We start from the raw sequence: 21,282 nt of genomic DNA, 5'->3' as shown, positions 1-21,282 counted from the left end.
CTAGATCCTCACAGCATCAATGTGCCGCTGGCGACGCGCCTGGCCATCCCGCCGATCTTCACCCGCTCGCCTTCCAGACGACAGAACAGCTCACCGCCCCTGGTCGAACACTGGAAGGCCTGCAGCTCGGACTTGCCAAGTCGCGCCGCCCAGTACGGGATCAGTGAGCAATGGGTGGAGCCGGTGACCGGGTCTTCCGGGATGCCAATGCCCGGAGCGAAATAGCGCGATACGAAATCATGCCGCTCGCCTGGAGCCGTCACGATCACTCCCAAGCCCGGCAGGCGAGCCAGCGCTGCCATGTCCGGCGCGCAATCGCGTACCGCTTGCTCCGAGTCGAGCACCACGAACAGCTCGCGGGTCTGGTAGACCTCGCGCACCTCGCAGCCCAGCGCTTCGGCCACCGCCACTGGCTCGGTCAACGGCTGCGGATCGATGCGCGGGAAGTCCAACCACAGGCGGCCATTCTCACGGCTGACGCTCAGCAGGCCCGAACGGCTCTTGAAGTCCAGGCGCGGCGCCTGCTCAGCATAGACGTCGAACAGGACATGAGCGCTGGCCAGGGTGGCGTGACCACACAGGGGGACTTCGGTGCTCGGGGTGAACCAGCGGATCCGATAGCCATCATCCTCGGCCACCACGAACGCGGTTTCGGCAAGGTTGTGCTCGGCGGCCACCTGCTGCATCAGGCCATCTTCGAGCCACTGGTCCAGGCGGTAGACCATGGCCGGGTTGCCAGCGAAGGGGCGGTCACTGAAGGCGTCCACCTGATGAAAATGCAACTGCATGCCACGACTCCTGTATCTGGCGGGAAAGGTCCCGAGCATGCGGCATGCCGCCAGGGCCCGACAGTGACAGAGTCGTAGAATTTCTATCAGTACAGATGATCAGCCGCGACCGATCTCGGCGAACTGTGCCTGGGTGTGGGTCGCCAGCACTGTGGCGGCCAGCTCCACTTCAAGACCACGGCGGCCAGCGCTCACATGAATCGTTTCATGTTGTTGCGCGGATTGATCGATAAAAGTGCGCAAGCGCTTCTTCTGCCCCAGCGGGCTGATCCCGCCGACCAGGTAACCCGTGGCGCGCTGGGCGGCCTGCGGGTCGGCCATTTCGCACTTTTTCACTCCCGCCGCGTGGGCCAGGGCCTTCAGGTCGAGGGTCCCGACCACCGGCACCACGGCCACCAGCAGTTCGCCCTTTTCACTGCTGGCGAGCAAGGTTTTGAATACCCGCAACGGGTCAAGGCCGAGCTTTTCCGCCGCCTCCAGGCCATACGAGGCGGTTTTCGGATCATGTTCGTAACTGTGCACGCGGTGCTCGGCGCGCACCTTCTTCAAAAGGTCCAGGGCGGGGGTCATCAACGGCTCCAGTCGATCACAAGTCGCCCGGTACTTTAGGGCAATTCTACCGGTGCAGCCAGCGCAGGTCCCAGGCTAGAGCAGCGGCCATGGATTCACGACCCGGTGCGTCAGTCAGATTGTGGCCAAGCGTTCATTTTCGACCTTTGACATCAGCGTTTCTTGTCTATATTTTTTCGTTTATGAATAAATGGTGCACCTATAAGGTGCACTACCTGTACCTGCCCGGCGTCAATGGGGATCGACTCCGGGCTTTTTTGCTGTCGAGCGCCCAGCGCCTCACAACAACAAGAACCGAGGTCACACATGACAACTGCTCTACGCGAACCCACGTTATCCGCCCAATGCCTGGCCGAGTTTCTCGGCACCGCCCTGCTCATCTTCTTCGGCACCGGTTGTGTCGCCGCGCTCAAGGTCGCTGGCGCCAGCTTCGGCCTGTGGGAGATCAGCATCATCTGGGGGGTCGGCGTGAGCATGGCGATCTACCTGACCGCCGGCGTCTCCGGCGCGCACCTGAACCCAGCGGTCAGCATCGCCCTGGCGGTGTTCGCCGGTTTCGACAAGCGCAAGCTGCCGTTCTACATGCTGGCCCAGGTGTGCGGCGCATTCTGCGGCGCGGCCCTGGTGTACTTCCTGTACAGCAACCTATTCTTCGATTTCGAACAAAGCCACGCCATGGTACGCGGCAGCCAGGCCAGCCTGGAGCTGGCCTCGGTGTTCTCCACCTACCCGCACCCGGCGCTGTCCACTGGCCAGGCCTTCCTGGTCGAAGTGATCATCACCGCGATCCTGATGGCCGTGATCATGGCCCTGACCGACGACAACAACGGTCTGCCACGCGGCGCCACCGCCCCGCTGCTGATCGGCCTGCTGATCGCCGTGATCGGCAGCGCCATGGGACCGCTGACCGGCTTCGCAATGAACCCGGCGCGAGATTTCGGGCCTAAACTGATGACCTTCCTGGCCGGCTGGGGCGAAGTCGCCTTCACCGGCGGGCGCGATATTCCGTATTTCCTGGTGCCGGTGTTCGCGCCAATCCTCGGTGCCAGCCTGGGCGCGGCCCTGTACCGTGGGGTGATCGCCCGCAACTTGCCGACAACCCAGGCTGCGGCCCAACAGACAGACGATAATCCTCAGGGTGATACCCAGGTTTCCTGATGCCAGCGCCGGGCCCGGACCGCAAGGCCGGCGCCCGCCACGCCCTGACCTACTCCCTTATTCGTGCAAGGCCACCGACATGACCGATACCCTGGACAAGAACTACATCATCGCCCTGGACCAGGGCACCACCAGTTCGCGCGCCATCATCTTTGATCGCGACGCCAACGTGGTGGGCACCTCGCAGCGTGAATTCGCCCAGCATTACCCGCAGGCGGGCTGGGTCGAACACGACCCGATGGAAATCTTCGCTACCCAGAGCGCGACCATGGTCGAGGCCCTGGCCCAGGCCGGCATCAGCCACGCCCAGGTCGCCGCCATCGGCATCACCAACCAGCGTGAGACCACCGTCGTCTGGGACAAGGAAACCGGCCGCCCGGTGTACAACGCCATCGTCTGGCAATGCCGCCGCAGCACCGACATCTGCGCCCAGCTCAAGCGCGACGGCCACGAGCAGTACATCCGCGAAGCCACCGGCCTGGTCACCGACCCGTACTTCTCCGGCACCAAGCTCAAGTGGATACTCGACAATGTCGAAGGCGCCCGCGAACGCGCCGAACGTGGCGAGCTGCTGTTCGGCACCATCGATACCTGGCTGATCTGGAAATTCTCCGGCGGCAAGGTACATGTCACCGACTACACCAACGCCTCGCGTACGCTGATGTTCAACATCCATTCGCTGCAGTGGGACGAGAAGCTGCTCGATATCCTCGGCATTCCGCGCCAGATGCTGCCTGAAGTGCGCCCATCGTCCGAGGTCTATGGCAAGACCAAGAGCGGCATCGACATCGCCGGTATCGCCGGCGACCAGCAATCGGCGCTGTTCGGCCAGATGTGCGTCGAACCGGGCCAGGCCAAGAACACCTACGGCACCGGCTGCTTCCTGCTGATGAACACCGGCGCCAAGGCGGTCCAGTCGTCTCACGGCCTGCTCACCACCATCGCTTGCGGCCCACGCGGCGAGGTGGCCTACGCCCTCGAGGGCGCGGTGTTCAATGGCGGCTCGACCGTGCAGTGGCTGCGCGACGAGCTGAAGATCGTCAACGACGCCTACGACACCGAGTACTTCGCCAGCAAGGTCAAGGACAGCAATGGCGTCTACCTGGTACCGGCCTTCACCGGCCTGGGCGCGCCGTACTGGGATCCGTACGCTCGTGGCGCATTGTTCGGCCTGACCCGTGGCGTCAAGGTCGATCACATCATTCGCGCCGCCCTGGAGTCGATCGCCTACCAGACCCGCGATGTGCTCGACGCCATGCAGCAGGACTGCGGCCAGCGCCTCTCCGAACTGCGCGTGGACGGTGGCGCAGTGGCCAACAACTTCCTCATGCAGTTCCAGGCCGACATTCTCGGCACCTGCGTCGAGCGTCCGAAGATGCGCGAGACCACGGCGCTGGGCGCGGCCTACCTGGCGGGCCTTGCCTGCGGCTTCTGGAGCGGCCTGGACGAGTTGCGCGACAAGGCGATCATCGAACGCGAGTTCAGCCCGCAGCTCGATGAAGCGGCGAAAGAGAAGCTGTACAAGGGCTGGCGCAAGGCTGTGGATCGTACCCGCGACTGGGAAGATCACGACGCCTGATCTAGTAATGCAGGGGCTGCCGTGCAGCCCCAGTTGACCAACGGCCTACTGGTCGTCATCTCCGTCCTACGGCATCATTGCAGAATTTGTCCGGCAGCCCCAAAGGACCGCCCATGAATCTGCCCCCACGCCAACAACAAATCCTCGAGCTCGTCCGCGAACGCGGCTATGTCAGCATCGAAGAGATGGCGCAGCTGTTCGTCGTCACCCCGCAGACCATCCGCCGCGATATCAACCAGCTTGCCGAGGGCAACCTGCTGCGCCGTTATCACGGTGGCGCGGCCTACGACTCGAGCATTGAGAACACCGCCTACGCCATGCGCGCCGACCAGATGCGCGACGAGAAGCAACGCATCGCCGAAGCCGTGGCACGGCAGATTCCCGACCATGCCTCACTGTTCATCAACATCGGCACCACCACCGAATCCATCGCCCGCGCCCTGCTCAACCACAACCACCTGAAGGTCATCACCAACAACCTGCACGTGGCGGCGATCCTGGCGGCCAAGGACGACTTCGAGGTACTGGTGGCCGGCGGCACGGTCCGTCGCGACGGCGGCGTGGTCGGCCAGGCAAGCGTCGACTTCATCAGCCAATTCAAGGTCGATTTCGCCGTGGTCGGCATCAGCGGTATCGACGAAGACGGCAGCCTGCTGGACTTCGACTACCAGGAAGTACGTGTATCCCAGGCGATCATCAGCAACGCCCGCCAGGTGCTACTGGCGGCGGACTCGAGCAAGTTCGGCCGCAATGCCATGGTTCGCCTCGGTTCGATCAGCCTGATCGACTGCCTGGTGACCGACCAGGCCCCTTCTTCTGCCCTGACGCAGTTGCTCAATCAGTACAAGATTCGTCTCGAGGTGGTTTGAAGCAGAGGCCGTGGGAGGGCGAAGGGCGCAGGCCTCAGCCCTTGTATCGCCTGTGAGATCAAGCGCCGCGCGGGCGGCGCTCGATCTCAATACCCCTGAAAATCTTCAACCGTTCACCCCACCTTTTTCACAAATGTTCATTTCCCTGTCATCCGATCAGTTTTTTCTATAAAGACTGACTGGCAGCCGCCTGTTCATTGCGCTAGTATTTTCGAAAACGAACATTAATGTTCATATTCGATGTGAACAGCCCCAGGAGGCCTTGCCCGTGTCCCAGCCCGTTTCGTCCCAGCCACCACTCCAGGACTGCTACGACCTCGCCGTGATCGGCGGTGGCATCAATGGCGTCGGTATCGCTGCCGATGCCGCCGGGCGCGGTCTGAAGGTGTTCCTTTGCGAAAAGGATGACCTGGCACAGCACACCTCCTCGGCCAGCAGCAAGCTGATCCACGGCGGCCTGCGCTACCTGGAGCACTACGAATTCCGCCTGGTGCGCGAAGCACTGGCCGAACGCGAAGTGCTGCTGGCCAAGGCGCCGCACATCGTCAAGCCTATGCGCTTCGTGCTGCCCCATCGCCCGCACCTGCGCCCGGCCTGGATGATCCGTGCCGGCCTGTTCCTCTATGACCACCTGGGCAAGCGCAAGCGTCTGGGCGCCTCGCGCGGCCTGCGATTCGGCCCAGGCTACCCGCTCAAGCCAGTCATCACCCGCGGCTTCGAATACGCCGACTGCGCGGTGGACGATGCTCGCCTGGTGGTGCTCAATGCCATGGCCGCCCGGGAGAAGGGCGCGCACATCCATACCCGCACCCGTTGCCTGCGCGCCGAACGCGTCGACGGCCTGTGGCAGGTGGAACTGCAGCATGCCGATGGCAGCCTGCAGAGCATCCGCGCCCGGGCACTGGTGAACGCTGCCGGCCCTTGGGTCGCCAGCTTCATCAAGGACGACCTCAAGCTCGATGCGCCGTACGGCATTCGCCTGATACAAGGCAGCCACCTGATCGTGCCGCGCCTGTACGAGGGCGAACACGCCTACATCCTGCAGAACGAAGACCAGCGCATCGTCTTCTGCATTCCTTACCTGGATCGCTTCACCCTGATCGGCACCACCGACCGCGAATACAGCGGTGACCCGGCCAAGGTAGCGATCACCGAACAGGAAACCGACTATCTGCTCAAGGTGGTCAACGAGCACTTCAACCACCAGCTCAGCCGCGCCGATATCCTGCACACCTATTCCGGCGTGCGCCCGCTGTGCAACGACGAATCGGACAACCCTTCGGCCGTGACCCGCGACTACACCCTGGCGCTGTCTGCCGCCCAGGGCGAGGCGCCGTTGCTGTCTGTGTTTGGCGGCAAGCTGACCACATACCGCAAGCTGGCCGAATCAGCCATGGCCGAGCTGCAGCCATTCTTCACCCAGATGCGCGGCAGTTGGACCGCAGGCGCACCACTCCCCGGCGGTGAAAGCATGACAACCGTACCAGCCCTGGTCGATGCGCTGGTGGCACGTCATGCCTGGCTGCCACTGGATATTGCCAAGCGTTGGGCCACGACCTATGGCAGCCGTGTGTGGCGTCTGCTCGACGGTGTCAACGGCCCCGAAGACCTCGGCCAGTCCATGGGCGGTGGCCTGTTCACCCGCGAGGTCGACTACCTGTGCACCGAAGAATGGGCCATCAGCGCCGACGACATCCTCTGGCGCCGCACCAAGCTGGGCCTGTTCACCAGTGCGATCGAGCAACAGGCACTGGCTGACTACTTGCAGCAGACCCAGGGCAACCGCGTGCAGGCTGCCTGACGCCAAACTGCTAAAGCTTGGGTTCGATCATCATCCATGGGGCCGCTTTGCGGCCCCAATGCATCTGACCGATGCATCTGCGCGCAGCCATTCGTTCGGATTTCCGAATGCGCCACGTCCCATCCTTTCGGAAATCCGTACGACACATACTGTCGTAAAGGCATCAAAAAACATTAATCCCCAGCATTTTCGCGGCGTTATGATCGACATCAGAGCTTGGCACGACTCATGCTCTACACTTGGAAGCCGAATGCACCACGCTTCATGCTGTATTCGTTGAACGAAAGAGTCCGCCAACGGCTCCATAAAAAAAACAAACACGTCGAGGAAAATTTGATGCGCATCGTTCGTCAATTGCTGGGCGCCGCCATCGCGGCAGCAGTCATTTCGTCGCCGGTCATGGCCGAAGAACTGACCGGCACCCTGAAGAAGATCAAGGACTCCGGCACCATCACCCTGGGCCATCGCGACTCCTCCATCCCGTTCTCCTACCTGGCCGGCAGCACCGCACCGGTAGGCTACTCCCACGACATCCAGCTGGCCGTCGTCGACGCCCTGAAGAAGCAACTGGGCACCGACATCAAGATCAAGTACAACCTGGTCACCTCGCAGACCCGCATCCCGCTGGTGCAGAACGGCACCGTGGACCTTGAGTGCGGTTCCACCACCAACAACGTCGAGCGCCAGCAGCAGGTCGGCTTCTCGGTGGGCATCTTCGAAGTCGGCACCCGCCTGCTGACCAAGGTCAAGGATGGCCAGCCTTCCTATAAAGACTTTGCCGACCTGGCCGGCAAGAACGTGGTGACCACCGCCGGCACCACCTCCGAGCGCATCCTCAAGGCGATGAACGCCGACAAGCAGATGAAGATGAACGTGATCTCCGCCAAGGACCACGGTGAAGCCTTCAACATGCTCGAAAGCGGCCGCGCCGTGGCCTTCATGATGGACGACGCCCTGCTGGCCGGTGAAATGGCCAAGGCCAAGAAGCCTGCCGACTGGGTCATCACCGGCACGCCACAGTCGTACGAAATCTACGGCTGCATGGTGCGCAAGGACGACCCGGCCTTCAAGAAAGCGGTCGACGAGGCCATCGTCGCCTACTTCAAGTCGGGTGAGGTCAACAAGAGCTACGACAAGTGGTTCCAGCAGCCGATCCCGCCAAAGGGCCTGAACCTGCAGTTCCCGATGAGCGACGAGCTGAAGAAGCTGATCGCCGAGCCGACCGACAAGGCGGCGGACGAGAAGAAGTCCTGACCTCCGGCAAATAGTGGCCTGAAGCGCCTCCGCGCGAATCCATCCAACAGGCCACTTAGTTAGTGTCTAACCTTTACATCCGAGGGCGTCGAACGCCCCCGGGTGTATCGAGGTGCCCGTGAAACAACCGTCTGAGGGGAAATCCCGATGAATTACAACTGGGACTGGGGCGTGTTCTTCAAGTCCACTGGCGTGGGCAGCGAAACCTATCTGGACTGGTACATCAGCGGTCTGGGCTGGACAATCGCCATCGCCATCTCCGCCTGGATCATCGCCTTGCTGCTGGGCTCGCTGCTCGGCGTGATGCGTACCGTACCCAACCGTCTGGTGTCAGGGATCGCCACCGCCTACGTCGAACTGTTCCGCAACGTGCCGCTGCTGGTGCAACTGTTCATCTGGTACTTCCTGGTGCCGGACCTGCTGCCAGAAGGCCTGCAGGAATGGTTCAAGCAGGACCTCAACCCGACCACCTCGGCACTGATCAGCGTGGTCATCTGCCTCGGCCTGTTCACCGCCGCCCGTGTCTGCGAGCAGGTGCGCACCGGCATCCAGGCGCTGCCCCGCGGCCAGGAGTCGGCCGGGCGCGCGATGGGCTTCAGCCTCCCGCAGATCTACATGAACGTGCTGCTGCCCCAGGCCTACCGGATCATTATTCCGCCGCTCACCTCGGAATTTTTGAACGTGTTCAAGAACTCCTCGGTGGCCTCGCTGATCGGCCTGATGGAGCTGCTGGCGCAGACCAAGCAGACTGCCGAGTTCTCCGCGAACCTGTTCGAAGCATTCACCCTGGCCACCCTGATCTACTTCACCCTGAACATGGGCCTGATGCTGCTCATGCGCATGGTCGAGAAGAAAGTCGCGGTACCGGGCCTGATTTCCGTGGGAGGCAAGTAAATGGACATGGATTTCAGTGAAATCATCCCGGCCCTGCCCGCCCTCTGGGACGGCATGGTCCTGACCCTGCAACTGATGGTCATGGGCGTGGTCGGCGGTATTGCCCTGGGTACCATCCTTGCCCTGATGCGCCTGTCGTCGAACAAGCTGCTAGCTAATATCGCTGGCGCCTACGTCAACTACTTCCGCTCCATCCCGCTGCTGCTGGTGATCACCTGGTTCTACCTGGCGGTGCCGTTCGTGCTGCGCTGGATCACCGGCGAAGACACCCCGGTGGGCGCCTTCACCTCCTGCGTCGTGGCCTTCATGATGTTCGAGGCGGCCTACTTCTGCGAAATCGTCCGCGCCGGCGTGCAGTCGATCTCCAAGGGCCAGATGGGCGCCGCGCAGGCGCTGGGCATGAGCTACGGCCAGTGCATGCGCCTGATCATCCTGCCCCAGGCGTTTCGCAAGATGACCCCGCTGCTTTTGCAACAGAGCATCATCCTGTTCCAGGACACCTCGCTGGTCTACACCGTCGGCCTGATCGATTTCCTCAACTCGGCCCGCTCCAACGGCGACATCATCGGGCGCTCCCATGAGTTCCTGATCTTCGCCGGTGTCGTCTACTTCCTCATCAGCTTCTCCGCTTCCTGGTTGGTCAAGCGCCTGCAAAAAAGGATCGCCGTATGATTTCCATCAAGAACGTCAACAAGTGGTACGGGGACTTCCAGGTGCTGACCGACTGCAGCACCGAGGTCAAGAAGGGGGAAGTGGTGGTCGTGTGCGGCCCGTCCGGCTCGGGCAAGTCGACCCTGATCAAGTGCGTCAACGCACTGGAACCCTTCCAGAAGGGCGACATCGTGGTCGACGGGACCTCCATCGCCGACCCGAAGACCAACCTGCCCAAGCTGCGTTCGCGGGTGGGCATGGTGTTCCAGCACTTCGAGCTGTTCCCTCACCTGTCGATCACCGAGAACCTGACCATCGCCCAGCGCAAGGTGCTCGGCCGCAGCGAGGCGGAAGCCACCAAGAAAGGCCTGGCCCTGCTCGACCGCGTAGGCCTCGGCGCCCACGCCAAGAAGCATCCCGGCCAGCTGTCCGGTGGCCAGCAGCAGCGCGTGGCGATCGCTCGCGCCCTGTCGATGGACCCGATCGTCATGCTGTTCGACGAACCGACCTCGGCGCTGGACCCGGAGATGGTCAACGAAGTGCTCGACGTGATGGTCGAGCTGGCCCACGAAGGCATGACCATGATGTGCGTGACCCATGAGATGGGCTTTGCGCGCAAGGTCGCCAACCGGGTGATCTTCATGGACAAGGGCCACATCATCGAGGATTGCCAGAAGGAAGACTTCTTCGGCAACCCCGAAGGCCGCCACGAACGCACTCAACACTTCCTCAGCAAGATCCTGCAACACTAAGCAGGCACTGCTGCCCGGCGCTGCCGGGCAGCGGATGCTGGTGGTGACAAGGCCACTGTGATGAAATGCGACCCCTCGCTCCTTCGCCCTGCCCAGCCTGCCGTGAAATCCCGTCTGATCCGCCAACTGCTCCTCCCGCCCCTGGTCATTCTACTGATGGTTGGGCTGGGCTTCGTTGGCTTCTTGATCAGCGAGAGCAACGGCATCCGCACCCTCAGCGAGAACGGCGAGCGCCAGCTGGAGCTGCACGCCCGTACCGTCGAAAGCGAAATCAGCAAGTACACCTACCTGCCCAGCCTGCTGGAGTTGGAAGACAGCGTCTCGCGCCTGCTCACCGACCCCGAGGCCGGTGACCGTCAGGCCGTCAACGAATACCTCGAGGGCCTGAACCGGCGCAGCCGCAGCCGGGCGATCTTCGTCCTCGACACCAACGGCAGGGTCCAGGCCACCAGCAACTGGCGCGACGCCGACTCCTTCCTCGGCGAGGACCTGGCGTTTCGCGCCTACTTCCAGGTCGCCGTGCGCGGCGAGCCGGGGCGCTTCTACGGCATCGGCAGCACCACCGGCGAGGCCGGCTACTACCTGGCACACGGGTTGGAGGAACACGGCAAGATCATCGGCGTGGCGGTGATCAAAGTTCGCCTGGACACCCTTGAGGAGCGCTGGCAGCGTGCCCGTCTGGAGGCCTTTGTCAGCGACGAGAACGGCATCATCATTCTCTCCAGCGACCCGGCCCGGCGCCTGAAATCAGTACGCCCGCTCACCCCGCAGATCAAGGAGCGCCTCGCGCGCAGCCTGCAATACTACTGGTGGCCGCTCAACGAACTGCAACCGCTGGCCCGCGAAACCCTGGCCGACGGCGTGGAAAAGCTCACCTTCCCGGCCAACAGCGAGACCGACCAGGGCAAGCAACGTGAAGTCTCCTACCTGGCCCAGACCCGCCGCCTGGTCGACACCCCCTGGCATTTCACCCTGCTCACCCCGCTGCAGGACCTGCGCCGCGAATCGATGATGCAGGGCATCCTGGTGGGCGTGGCCTTCGCCCTGCTGGCGATCCTGGCCATCGCCTGGAACGAGCGGCGCAAGGTGATCGCCACCCGCCTGGCCGCCCGCGAGGCCCTGGAAGAGGCCAACAGCCAGCTGGAACGCAAGATCACCGAGCGCACCGCCGACCTGCGCGCCAGCAACGAACGGCTCAAGGGCCAGATCCGCGAGCGCCGCCACGCCGAGCAGACCCTGCGCCACGCCCAGGACGAACTGGTTCAGGCCGGCAAGCTGGCGGCCATCGGGCAGATGTCCACCAGCATTGCCCATGAGTTGAACCAGCCGCTGGCGGCCTTGCGCACCCTGTCCGGCAACACCGTGCGCTTCCTCGAACGCGGCGCGCTGGAAACCGCCAGCGCCAACCTGCGCACCATGAACGACCTGATCGACCGCATGGGCCGCATCACCGCCAGCCTGCGCTCGTTCGCCCGACGTGGCGACGACAGCGGCCAGGCCTCGCTAGAAAAGGCGGTGGAGGCTACCTTGCAGGTGCTGGCCAACCGCATCAGCGCCTGCCACCTGCAACTGCACCGACAGTTCGACGATCAACTGCTGGCCATCGACCAGACCCGGCTGGAACAGATCCTGGTCAACCTGATCGGCAACGCCCTCGACGCCATGGCCACCCAACCCCTGCCGCAACTGTGGCTCGAAGGCGAGACGCAGGGCGACAAGTATCGCCTGCGGGTGCTCGACAACGGCCACGGCATCGATGCCGAGGCGCGCAAGCACCTGTTCGAACCTTTCTTCACCACCAAACCGGGCGAGCATGGCCTGGGCCTGGGCCTGACCCTGTCGGCGAGCCTGGCCACCGCCGCCAAGGGTACACTGAGCGTCGAACATCCCGCCGGTGGCGGCACCGCGTTCGTGCTTGCCCTGCCCCTGGTCACGCCCCCTAGCGAATTGGCTGAGCCTCTATGAAACAAGCACCTCTCACCGTCCTGATCGTCGAAGACGACCCGCACGTGCTGCTCGGCTGCCAGCAGGCGCTGGCCCTGGAAGACATCGCCTGCGAAGGCGTCGGCAGCGCCGAGCAGGCCCTGGAGCGCATCGGCGACGACTTTGCCGGCATCGTCGTCAGCGATATCCGCCTGCCGGGCATCGATGGCCTGGAGCTACTCAACCGCCTCAAGGCCCGCGACCGCAGCCTGCCGGTGGTGCTGATCACCGGCCACGGCGACATCGACATGGCGGTCGGCGCCATGCGCAACGGCGCCTACGACTTCATGGAGAAACCCTTCTCGCCGGAGCGTCTGGTCGAGGTGGTGCGCCGGGCACTGGAACAGCGCGGCCTGTCTCGCGAGGTATTCGCCCTGCGCCGCCAACTGGCCGAACAGAGCAGCCTGGAAGGGCGTATCATCGGCCGCTCGCCGGCCATGGAGCAACTGCGCGAACTGATCGCCAACGTCGCCGACACCTCGGCCAACGTGCTGATCGAAGGCGAGACCGGCACCGGCAAGGAGCTGGTCGCCCGCTGCCTGCACGACTTCAGCCGGCGCCAGGGCCAGCCGTTCGTGGCGCTGAACTGCGGCGGCCTGCCGGAGAACCTGTTCGAAAGCGAGATCTTCGGCCACGAGGCCAACGCCTTCACCGGTGCCGGCAAGCGTCGCATCGGCAAGATCGAGCACGCCAATGGCGGCACGCTTTTCCTCGACGAGGTGGAGAGCATGCCGATCAACCTGCAGATCAAGCTGCTGCGCGTGCTGCAGGAGCGCACCCTGGAGCGCCTGGGCTCGAACCAGAGCATCCCGGTGGACTGCCGGGTAATCGCCGCTACCAAGTCCGACCTCGCCACCCTGGGCCAGAGCGGCCAGTTCCGCAGCGACCTGTACTACCGGCTCAACGTCGTTACCCTGGAGCTGCCACCACTGCGTGAGCGTCGCGAAGACATCCTGCAACTGTTCGAGCACTTCCTGCAGCAATCTGCCCTGCGCTTCGACCGCGAAGCGCCAGCGCTAGACAGCCAGACCCTGTCGCGGCTGATGGCTCACGACTGGCCGGGCAACGTGCGCGAGCTGCGCAACGTCGCCGAGCGCCATGCCCTGGGGCTGCCCGCATTCAAGAAGGGCCCAAGCGGCGGCGCCAGCCAGGGCCTGGGTTTTGCCGAGGCGGTGGAAGCGTTCGAACGCAACCTGCTCAGCGACGCCCTGCAGCGCACCGGCGGCAACCTCAGCCAGGCCAGCTTGGAGCTGGGCATGGCCAAGACCACGCTGTTCGACAAAGTGAAGAAGTACGGCCTCGGCTGATCGGCAACCCCAATCCTGGAATGAAAACGTGGACCTGGTATTCAAAGCGGCCCTGGGCGCCGGGGTGGTGGTGCTCCTGGCAATCCTGTCGAAGACCCGCAACTATTACATTGCCGGCTTGGTGCCGCTGTTTCCCACCTTTGCCCTGATCGCCCACTATATCGTCGGCAAGGGGCGGTCGCTGGAAGACCTGAAGGCCACCATCCTGTTCGGCATGTGGTCGATCATTCCCTACTTCGTCTATCTGGCGACGCTCTACGTGCTGGTCGATCGCCTGCGCCTGGAAGCTTCGCTGGTGCTGGCCACTGTGGCCTGGCTGATGGCGGCGACGGTGCTGGTGAGCGTTTGGGTAAGGATGCATTGAACCTATCGCGAAACGATGCTGGAAGCCGGCCTGCCGCGAGAGCCTTTAAAGCCGGGCAATATGCGTGACATCCTGTCGATGCGCCTGCAGGTAGGGTAGAACCGCCACCAACAACGGCGCCTTGAACGGCTCCTGAAAGCGATGCGCCAGCCCAGGAATCAGCCGCAACTGGCTACCCTGGATATGCGCCGCCAGATGCACCCCGTGCATCACTGGCAACAAGGGATCGGCGGTGCCGTGCACCACCAGCGTCGGCACCCGCAATTGATTGAGCAGTTCGACCCGGCTGGGTTCGGCAAGGATCGCCATGATCTGGCGTTTGGCCCCTTCCGGATTGAACGCCCGGTCATAGGCCACGGCAGCTTGTTCCAGCAGCGCGGCACGGTCATCCCGCACCTCGGGGCTGCCCAGTGCCGCCAGCAGATCGGCCTGCTGCTCGATGGCCACCTCGCGGCTCGGCGCACTGCGCCGCGCCAGCAACTGCACCAAAGCCGGATCCGGCGCCGGCAGGCCGGCAGCGCCCGAACTGGACATCACCAGGGTCAGGCTGCTCACCCGCTCCGGGGCCATCGCCGCCAGGTGCTGCGCGATCATGCCGCCCATGCTCACCCCCAGCACATGAAACTGACGGATCCCCAGGGCATCCATCAGGCGCAAACCGTCACCGGCCATGTCGGTGAGGGTATAAGGCGCCGACACCGGCAGCCCCAGCTTGTAGCGCAGCAGTTCGACGGTCAGGTTGGCCGAGGCAGGCAGTTGGTTCCAGCGCGACAGGCCGACATCGCGGTTGTCGTAGCGGATCACCCTGAAACCCTGGCGACACAAGGCCTCGACCACATCGTCCGGCCAGTGGATCAACTGCCCGCCCAGGCCCATGACCAGCAACAGCGCCGGGTCACGGGGCGCGCCGACGCTCTGGTAGACCAGGCTCAGTTCACCCAGTTCGGCCCGTTGCACCGGCACATGGACGTCGCAGCGACCCTCGGCGAAACTCGCCGGCACGCTGACCAGCAGCAAGAAGAAAAGCAGTAAAGCCCGCATGAAAGAAACACCAGAATGCAGATCCCCAGTAGAGCGCGAGTCTGATGAAATCCGTTCGGGCGCGCTGCCACAAAACCGTGACAGTTTCGTGAACCCGGCCGAGCGGTCGTGTATATCCGGTTGTCGACAGCACAGTGCAACATGAGGGAAACTCAACGCCAACTCGTTTTAGTTCAAAGAATGCTCACGGAGCCGTCGTGCTGGAAATCCGCCACCTGAAAACCCTTCATGCCCTACGCGAAGCCGACAGCCTTGTGGAGGCCGCCGAGCGTCTGCACCTGACCCAGTCAGCGCTGTCACACCAGTTCAAGGAGTTGGAAGAGCGCCTGGGCCTGCCGCTGTTCGTGCGCAAGACCAAGCCCATCCGCTTCACCAGCGCCGGCCTGCGCTTGTTGCAACTGGCCGACGCCACCCTGCCGCTGCTGCGCGGCGCCGAACGCGATATCGCCCGCCTGGCCGGCGGCACCGCCGGACGCCTGCACATGGCCATCGAGTGCCACAGCTGCTTCCAATGGCTGATGCCGACCATCGACCAGTTCCGCGACGCCTGGCCGGAGGTGGAACTGGACCTGGCCTCGGGCTTCGCCTTCGCCCCGCTGCCGGCCCTGGCCCGTGGCGACCTGGACCTGGTGGTGACCTCCGACCCCGTGGACCTGGCCGGCATCACCTACGTGCCGCTATTCACCTATGAGGCCATGCTCGCCGTGGCCAACCAGCATGCGCTGGCCAGCAAGCCGTTCATCGTGCCCCAGGACCTGCTCGATCAGACCCTGATCACCTACCCAGTGGAGCGCGACCGCCTGGACATCTTCACCCGTTTCCTGGAGCCGGCCGACATCGAGCCGGCGGCGGTGCGCACCTCGGAGCTGACGGTGATGATGATGCAACTGGTGGCCAGCGGCCGCGGCGTGTGCGGCATGCCGCACTGGGCGCTGCACGAGTACAGCTCGCGGGGCTACGTGAAGGGCAAGCGCCTGGGCGAGAAAGGGTTGTTCGCCACGCTCTACGCCGCAGTGCGCACCGACATGCTCGATGCGCCATACATGCGCGACTTCCTGCTGACCGCCAAGGACACCTCGTTCGCCACCCTGGACGGGGTCAGCGCGGTACGTTGAGGCCTTCGCGCCACAGCGGCAGGATCAGGTCGCGAGTCAGAGGGGCCAGATCCAGGTCCGTGGCCTGGTCGGCGGACAGCCAGGTCACCTCTTCGATTTCCGCCGCCGGGCTTACCGTCTCGACGCATTGGACGCGAAACAACTCGGCCTGCACTTCGAAGCCCGGTTCGTTGGCGGCCGGGGCACTGAAACGGCCCAAGTGAAAGGCCTGGGCCGGATCGACGCACAAGCCCAGCTCCTCGTGCAGCTCGCGCACCAGCGCCTGGGCCGGCGACTCGCCCGCATCGATCTTGCCGCCGGGCTGCATGAACGCCTGGGTGCCGCGTTTGCGGACCAGCAGGGTGCGGCCTTGCAGGTCGATGAGCAGAGCGGCGGCGATACGGATGGTGTTGGACATACTGGACTCACGAGCAGATGAAGGGCCGCAGAATACCTGACCAGGCCCTATCGCGGGGCAAGCCCACGCGTAATCGGCAACTCCGGAACAGGCGGACGAACGGCCCCTTGCCAAGTCGCCGGCAACCCGCCATAACCAACCCATGAACCTCCCTGCCCCGCAACACCCGGTGCTCGGCCTGTTCCACCCCGCCGTCGCCACCTGGTTCCACCAGCGATTCGCCACGGTCACCGAGGCCCAGGCCGGCGCCTGGCCGTTGATCCACGGTGGCCAGTCGATGCTGCTGGCCGCCCCGACCGGCTCGGGCAAGACCCTCAGCGCCTTCCTCGCCGTGCTCGACGAGCTGTTTCGCCAGGGCCTGGCGCAAGGCGGCGAACTGCCGGCGCAGACCCTGGTCGTCTACGTCTCACCGCTCAAGGCGCTGTCCAATGACATCCGCTTGAACCTCGACGCGCCGCTCGCAGGCATCGGCGGGCAACTCGAACAGTCTGGTCTCAAAGCCCCGCGCATCACCACCGCCGTACGCACCGGCGATACCCCGCAGAAGGAGCGCGCGGCCATGCGCAAGCTGGCGCCGCATATCCTGGTGACCACGCCGGAATCACTCTATGTGCTGATGGGCTCGGCCTCGGGCCGCGAGGGGCTGGCCAACGTGCACACGGTGATCGTCGACGAGATCCACGCGCTGGCCGGCAACAAGCGCGGTTGCCACCTGGCGCTGACCCTTGAGCGTCTGCAGGCCCTGACTGGCCGGCCGCTGCGGCGCATCGGCCTGTCCGCCACGCAGCGCCCAGTGGAGCGCGTGGCGCGTTTCCTGGTCGGGCAGGAACGTCCCTGCGCCATCGTCGATATCGGCCATGCCCGCCATCGTGACCTGGCCCTGGAAGTGCCACCCGTGCCGCTGGGCGCGGTGATGGCCACGGATGTCTGGGACCTGGTCTACGACCGCCTCGCCACCCTCGCCCGCGAGCACCGCACCACCCTGGTGTTCGTCAACACCCGGCGCCTGGCCGAGCGCCTGACCCGGCACCTTGGCGAGCGCCTGGGCAACCACGCGGTGGCAGCGCACCACGGCAGCCTGGCCAAGGAGCATCGCCTGGCCGCCGAGCAGCGCCTCAAGGGCGGCGAACTGCAGGTGCTGGTGGCCACCGCCTCGCTGGAGCTGGGAATCGATATCGGTGAGGTCGACCTGGTCTGCCAGATTGCCTCGCCGGGTTCGATCGCCGCCTTCCTGCAGCGAGTCGGACGTTCCGGCCACCAGGTCGACGGCGTGCCCAAGGGGCGCCTGTTTCCCACCTCACGGGACGATTTGATCGAGTGTGTCGCCCTGCTCGACTGCGTGCGCCAGGGCGAGCTGGACGAACTGCACATCCCGGCGGCGCCACTGGATGTACTGGCCCAGCAGATCATCGCCGAGGTCGGCAACCAACCGTGGGAAGAACGGGCGCTGTTCGACCTGCTGCGCCGAGCCAGTCCCTACGCCCTGCTCGACGAAGGCCACTACCAGGCCCTGCTGCGCATGCTTGCCGAGGGCTTCAACGGTCGCCAGGGCATCCGCAGCGCCTACCTGCACCGTGATGCGCTGAACCACACCCTGCGTGGGCGCCGCGGCAGCCAGCTGACCGCCCTGACCAGCGGCGGCACCATCCCCGAAACCGCCGACTATGCCGTGCTGCTCGAACCCCAGGCGCTGAACATCGGCAGCGTCAACGAAGACTTCGCGGTGGAGAGCATCGCCGGCGATATCTTCCAGCTGGGCAACGCCTCCTATCGCATCCTGCGGGTCGAACCTGGCCGAGTGCGGGTCGAAGACGCCCACGGCCTGCCGCCGACCATCCCGTTCTGGCTGGGGGAGGCGCCGGGGCGCAGTGACGAGCTGTCCGCCGCGGTGGCCCGCCTGCAGCAGCGGATCGACCAGCAATTGCAGACCAGCGATGGTCCGCAGATGCGCGCCTGGCTGCAAGCGACCTATGCCCTGGATGAAAGCTGCGCCGCGCAACTGCTCGACTACCTGGGCCGCACCTGGCAGGTGCTGGGCGCCCTGCCTTCGCAGCAGACACTGGTCATGGAGCGCTTCTTCGACGAGTCCGGCGGTACCCAGCTGATCATCCACTCGCCCTTCGGCAGCCGGGTCAACCGGGCCTGGGGCCTGGCCCTGCGCAAGCGCTTCTGCCGTACGTTCAATTTCGAGCTGCAGGCGGCGGCCAGCGAGGACGCCATCGTGCTCTCGTTGTCCACTAGCCACAGCTTCGCGCTGGACGAAGTGTGGCGCTACCTGCACAGCCGCACCGCGGAGTCGATCCTGGTCCAGGCCCTGCTCGATGCGCCGCTGTTCGGCGTGCGCTGGCGCAGGAATGCGGCGGTGGCCCTGGCGTTGCCGCGCTATGTGGGCGGACGCAAGGTGGCGCCGCAGATCCAGCGAATGAAGGGCGAGGACTTGGTTGCCGCAGTGTTCCCCGACCAGATCGCCTGCCTGGAGAACATTGTCGGCGAACGCCAGATCCCCGATCACCCGCTGGTGCAACAGACCCTCGACGACTGCCTGCACGAGGGCATGGACAGCGAGGGCTGGCTGGCGTTGTTGCGGCGCATGGAAAACGACGAGGTGCGCCTGCTCAGTCGCGACCTGTCGGCCCCGTCGCCGCTGGCATCCGCCATCCTCAACGCTCGGCCCTATACCTTCCTCGATGACGCGCCCTTGGAGGAACGGCGTACCCAGGCCGTGCTCAACCGACGCTGGAACGAGGTGCACAGCGCCGACGACCTGGGTGCGCTGGACGGCGATGCCATCGCCGCGGTACAGGCCGAGGCCTGGCCACAGGCGAGCAACGCTGACGAAATGCATGAGGCGCTGATGAGCCTGGGTGCCATTGCCCAACCTGAAGTCGAGGTCAATCACGGTTGGTCGCAGCTGCTGTTGCAGCTGGCCAAGGCAGGGCGTGCCTGTCATCTGGATGTTGGGGAGCGACGCCTGTGGTTCGCCCGCGAGCGCCTGCAAGCGATGCGGATCCTGTATCCCGAGGCACGCCCGGCCCCGGACGTTGCGGTGCTGCCGGGTTTCGCCGATGTATGGGACCTCGACACGGCCCTGGTCGAGTTGCTGCGCGCCCGACTCAGTGGCTTCGGGCCGCTAACCTTGCCCGAGCTCATCGATCCGCTTGCACAGGCAGCGGGTAATGCCGAACAGGCCCTGGCCCGCCTGGAAGGCGAAGGCTATGTGATGCGTGGCCACTTCAGCCCAGGCCAGACCGGCCCGCAGTGGTGCGAGCGGCATCTACTGGCACGCATCCACCGCTACACGGTCAAGCGCCTGCGCCAGGAAATCGAGCCGGTCAGCCTGCAGGACTTCATGAGGTTTTTGTTCGACTGGCAGTACCTGGGCGACGAAACACGCCTGCGCGGGCCGCAGGCGCTGGGCGAAGTGCTCGCTCAGTTGCAAGGTTTCCCAGCCGCCGCCGGGGCCTGGGAAAGCGACCTGTTGCCGGCACGGATCAAGGGCTACAGCCCGCACTGGCTGGACGACGCCTGTCGCAGTGGCCAGTGGGCCTGGAGCCGGCTGGCATCCACGCTGTCAGCCAGCACCCTGGCCAGCACGCCGCTGGTGCTGCTGCCCCGCGAGCACCTGGGACTGTGGCGCAGCCTGGCGCCCACTCCGGACCTCGAACAACTGGGTGCACGCGCACGGCGAGTGTTGCAGACGCTGCAGGAACAAGGCGCCTTGTTCTTCGATGAGCTGGCCCACGAAGCTCATCTGCTACCCAGCGAGCTGGAGTCGGCCCTGCAGGAGCTGGTCGGATCGGGCTTGGCCAGCGCCGATGGTTTCAGCGGCCTGCGCAGCCTGATCACTCCGGCGGCCAAGCGCGCTTCGCGTAACAGCCGCCGCGGCCATCCGGCGCTGTCGAGCAGCATGGTCCACGCCGGACGCTGGGCGCTGCTGCGCCGTTCGAGCGTTGCAGTGGATGCAGGCAAGCGCCTGGAGCATGTCGCCCGCAGCCTGCTGCGCCGCTATGGCGTCGTCTGCTGGCGCCTGCTGGAGCGCGAGAGCGATGTGCTGCCGCCGTGGCGCGACCTGTTGCGCTGCTACCACCGCCTCGAGGCCCGCGGCGAGATCCGTGGCGGGCGCTTTATCGCCGGGCTGGCGGGGGAGCAGTTCGCCTTGCCCGAAGCGGTGGGGCTATTGCGCCAGGTACGCAGGCGCTCACCGCAAGGCGAGCTGGTGGTGGTCAGCGGCTGTGATCCGTTGAACCTGGTGGGTACCTTGTTGCCTGGGGCCAAGGTACCGGCGGTGGCGGGCAACCGCGTCCTGTACCGGGAGGGTGTCGCGGTGGCCACCCGGGTGGCGGGCAAGTACCAGTTTCTTGTCGATGCGCCAGCCACCGAACAGGCACAATGGCGCCAGTATCTGTTGCGCGACGCACCGTCTGTTTGACTACGCGATCAACGCTTGGCCTGGAAACCGGCGAAGCGCTTGTTGAACCCGGCCACCCGCCCTTCGACCGTGGTCTTGCGCTGCTGCCCGGTGTACACCGGATGCGAGGCACTGGAGACATCCAGCGCCACGTACGGATAGGTCTGCCCATCGCTGTGCACCTGGGTGCGGTCGGTCTCGACGGTCGAGCCGATCAGGAAGAACACATCGGCGGCAGTGTCGTGGAACAGCACGGGGCGATAGGCAGGGTGGATACCAGCTTTCATGGGGGCAATCTCCTGTAAGTTATGGTTACTTTATAACATATCTCATCGCGAATGATTTTCGATA

At 64.6% G+C, this 21,282-nt stretch carries 18 protein-coding genes; 13 read left to right on the top strand and 5 right to left on the bottom strand.

Going from position 1 to position 21,282, the window contains the following annotated elements:
- Positions 1–8: 8 nt before the first annotated feature.
- Together CC207_RS20685 and ybaK are read right to left on the bottom strand one after the other, a co-directional pair.
- Complete coding sequence (locus tag CC207_RS20685; RefSeq protein WP_028690085.1) at positions 9–788, bottom strand: PhzF family phenazine biosynthesis protein; 780 nt, start codon at positions 786–788, stop codon at positions 9–11.
- Between the two features lie 99 nt (positions 789–887).
- Entirely contained in the window at positions 888–1,358 is a 471-nt protein-coding gene (ybaK, locus tag CC207_RS20680) for a Cys-tRNA(Pro) deacylase (RefSeq protein ID WP_088852675.1), read from the bottom strand.
- Between the two features lie 306 nt (positions 1,359–1,664).
- Here ybaK and CC207_RS20675 point away from each other — a divergent pair, with 306 nt between their 5' ends.
- From CC207_RS20675 to CC207_RS20625, 11 genes are all read left to right on the top strand, one after another.
- Positions 1,665–2,516, top strand: a complete 852-nt coding sequence (locus tag CC207_RS20675) for an MIP/aquaporin family protein (protein ID WP_028690087.1) — start codon at positions 1,665–1,667, stop codon at positions 2,514–2,516.
- Between the two features lie 79 nt (positions 2,517–2,595).
- A complete protein-coding gene (glpK, locus tag CC207_RS20670; protein WP_062573049.1) occupies positions 2,596–4,095 on the top strand; it encodes a glycerol kinase GlpK in 1,500 nt (499 codons plus the stop codon).
- Positions 4,096–4,208: 113 nt separating this feature from the next.
- Positions 4,209–4,964, top strand: a complete 756-nt coding sequence (gene glpR / locus CC207_RS20665) for a DNA-binding transcriptional repressor GlpR (protein WP_062363536.1) — start codon at positions 4,209–4,211, stop codon at positions 4,962–4,964.
- Between the two features lie 268 nt (positions 4,965–5,232).
- Positions 5,233–6,765, top strand: coding sequence for a glycerol-3-phosphate dehydrogenase (glpD, locus tag CC207_RS20660; protein WP_088852674.1), 1,533 nt, complete (start codon positions 5,233–5,235; stop codon positions 6,763–6,765).
- 336 nt (positions 6,766–7,101) lie between these two features.
- A complete protein-coding gene (locus CC207_RS20655) occupies positions 7,102–8,019 on the top strand; it encodes a glutamate/aspartate ABC transporter substrate-binding protein (RefSeq protein WP_028690091.1) in 918 nt (305 codons plus the stop codon).
- Between the two features lie 147 nt (positions 8,020–8,166).
- On the top strand, positions 8,167–8,913 hold the full coding sequence (locus CC207_RS20650; protein ID WP_028690092.1) for an amino acid ABC transporter permease: 747 nt from the start codon (positions 8,167–8,169) through the stop codon (positions 8,911–8,913).
- Positions 8,914–9,585, top strand: a complete 672-nt coding sequence (locus CC207_RS20645) for an amino acid ABC transporter permease (RefSeq protein WP_028690093.1) — start codon at positions 8,914–8,916, stop codon at positions 9,583–9,585.
- Positions 9,582–10,316, top strand: coding sequence for an amino acid ABC transporter ATP-binding protein (locus CC207_RS20640; RefSeq protein WP_028690094.1), 735 nt, complete (start codon positions 9,582–9,584; stop codon positions 10,314–10,316). Before CC207_RS20645 ends, CC207_RS20640 begins: the two co-directional genes overlap by 4 nt.
- A 60-nt stretch (positions 10,317–10,376) precedes the next feature.
- On the top strand, positions 10,377–12,281 hold the full coding sequence (locus CC207_RS20635) for an ATP-binding protein (RefSeq protein ID WP_028690095.1): 1,905 nt from the start codon (positions 10,377–10,379) through the stop codon (positions 12,279–12,281).
- The gene (locus CC207_RS20630) at positions 12,278–13,606 is read left to right on the top strand and encodes a sigma-54 dependent transcriptional regulator (RefSeq protein WP_028690096.1); all 1,329 of its coding nucleotides are present in this window, start codon (positions 12,278–12,280) and stop codon (positions 13,604–13,606) included. Before CC207_RS20635 ends, CC207_RS20630 begins: the two co-directional genes overlap by 4 nt.
- A gap of 28 nt (positions 13,607–13,634) precedes the next feature.
- Positions 13,635–13,970 carry a GlpM family protein gene (locus tag CC207_RS20625; protein ID WP_028690097.1) on the top strand — a complete coding sequence of 112 codons (336 nt, stop codon included), beginning with the start codon at positions 13,635–13,637 and terminating at the stop codon, positions 13,968–13,970.
- Positions 13,971–14,015: 45 nt separating this feature from the next.
- On the opposite strand, the gene CC207_RS20620 is transcribed toward CC207_RS20625, so the two are convergent.
- Complete coding sequence (locus CC207_RS20620; RefSeq protein ID WP_088852673.1) at positions 14,016–15,011, bottom strand: alpha/beta fold hydrolase; 996 nt, start codon at positions 15,009–15,011, stop codon at positions 14,016–14,018.
- Between the two features lie 197 nt (positions 15,012–15,208).
- On the opposite strand from CC207_RS20620, the gene metR reads away from it, so the two are divergent.
- A complete protein-coding gene (gene metR, locus CC207_RS20615; RefSeq protein WP_028690099.1) occupies positions 15,209–16,126 on the top strand; it encodes a transcriptional regulator MetR in 918 nt (305 codons plus the stop codon).
- On the opposite strand, the gene CC207_RS20610 is transcribed toward metR, so the two are convergent.
- A complete protein-coding gene (locus CC207_RS20610; protein ID WP_062363527.1) occupies positions 16,110–16,523 on the bottom strand; it encodes an NUDIX domain-containing protein in 414 nt (137 codons plus the stop codon). The genes metR and CC207_RS20610 overlap by 17 nt on opposite strands.
- A gap of 142 nt (positions 16,524–16,665) precedes the next feature.
- Between CC207_RS20610 and CC207_RS20605 the strand changes: the two genes are divergently transcribed.
- Entirely contained in the window at positions 16,666–20,952 is a 4,287-nt protein-coding gene (locus tag CC207_RS20605) for a DEAD/DEAH box helicase (RefSeq protein WP_088852672.1), read from the top strand.
- Between the two features lie 8 nt (positions 20,953–20,960).
- Here CC207_RS20605 and CC207_RS20600 read toward each other — a convergent pair whose 3' ends face one another.
- Positions 20,961–21,218 (bottom strand): type B 50S ribosomal protein L31, encoded by a 258-nt coding sequence (locus CC207_RS20600; RefSeq protein WP_028690102.1) that lies wholly within the window; start codon positions 21,216–21,218, stop codon positions 20,961–20,963.
- Positions 21,219–21,282: the final 64 nt, after the last annotated feature.

Origin of the sequence: Pseudomonas sp. DrBHI1 (assembly GCF_002205115.1) — a bacterium.
Classification (GTDB): domain Bacteria; phylum Pseudomonadota; class Gammaproteobacteria; order Pseudomonadales; family Pseudomonadaceae; genus Aquipseudomonas; species Aquipseudomonas mosselii.
This window is presented reverse-complemented; position numbering and strand designations above follow the sequence as displayed.

Excerpts from the sequence above, each read along its gene's own strand:
- CC207_RS20650 (WP_028690092.1), top strand. The coding sequence starts at position 8,167 with ATGAATTACAACTGGGACTGGGGCGTGTTCTTCAAGTCCACTGGCGTG.
- CC207_RS20655 (WP_028690091.1), top strand. The coding sequence starts at position 7,102 with ATGCGCATCGTTCGTCAATTGCTGGGCGCCGCCATCGCGGCAGCAGTC.
- CC207_RS20605 (WP_088852672.1), top strand. The coding sequence starts at position 16,666 with ATGAACCTCCCTGCCCCGCAACACCCGGTGCTCGGCCTGTTCCACCCC.
- CC207_RS20610 (WP_062363527.1), bottom strand. The coding sequence starts at position 16,523 with ATGTCCAACACCATCCGTATCGCCGCCGCTCTGCTCATCGACCTGCAA.
- CC207_RS20640 (WP_028690094.1), top strand. The coding sequence starts at position 9,582 with ATGATTTCCATCAAGAACGTCAACAAGTGGTACGGGGACTTCCAGGTG.
- CC207_RS20645 (WP_028690093.1), top strand. The coding sequence starts at position 8,914 with ATGGACATGGATTTCAGTGAAATCATCCCGGCCCTGCCCGCCCTCTGG.
- glpR (WP_062363536.1), top strand. The coding sequence starts at position 4,209 with ATGAATCTGCCCCCACGCCAACAACAAATCCTCGAGCTCGTCCGCGAA.
- ybaK (WP_088852675.1), bottom strand. The coding sequence starts at position 1,358 with ATGACCCCCGCCCTGGACCTTTTGAAGAAGGTGCGCGCCGAGCACCGC.
- glpK (WP_062573049.1), top strand. The coding sequence starts at position 2,596 with ATGACCGATACCCTGGACAAGAACTACATCATCGCCCTGGACCAGGGC.
- CC207_RS20600 (WP_028690102.1), bottom strand. The coding sequence starts at position 21,218 with ATGAAAGCTGGTATCCACCCTGCCTATCGCCCCGTGCTGTTCCACGAC.
- CC207_RS20620 (WP_088852673.1), bottom strand. The coding sequence starts at position 15,011 with ATGCGGGCTTTACTGCTTTTCTTCTTGCTGCTGGTCAGCGTGCCGGCG.
- CC207_RS20630 (WP_028690096.1), top strand. The coding sequence starts at position 12,278 with ATGAAACAAGCACCTCTCACCGTCCTGATCGTCGAAGACGACCCGCAC.
- CC207_RS20675 (WP_028690087.1), top strand. The coding sequence starts at position 1,665 with ATGACAACTGCTCTACGCGAACCCACGTTATCCGCCCAATGCCTGGCC.
- CC207_RS20635 (WP_028690095.1), top strand. The coding sequence starts at position 10,377 with ATGAAATGCGACCCCTCGCTCCTTCGCCCTGCCCAGCCTGCCGTGAAA.
- CC207_RS20685 (WP_028690085.1), bottom strand. The coding sequence starts at position 788 with ATGCAGTTGCATTTTCATCAGGTGGACGCCTTCAGTGACCGCCCCTTC.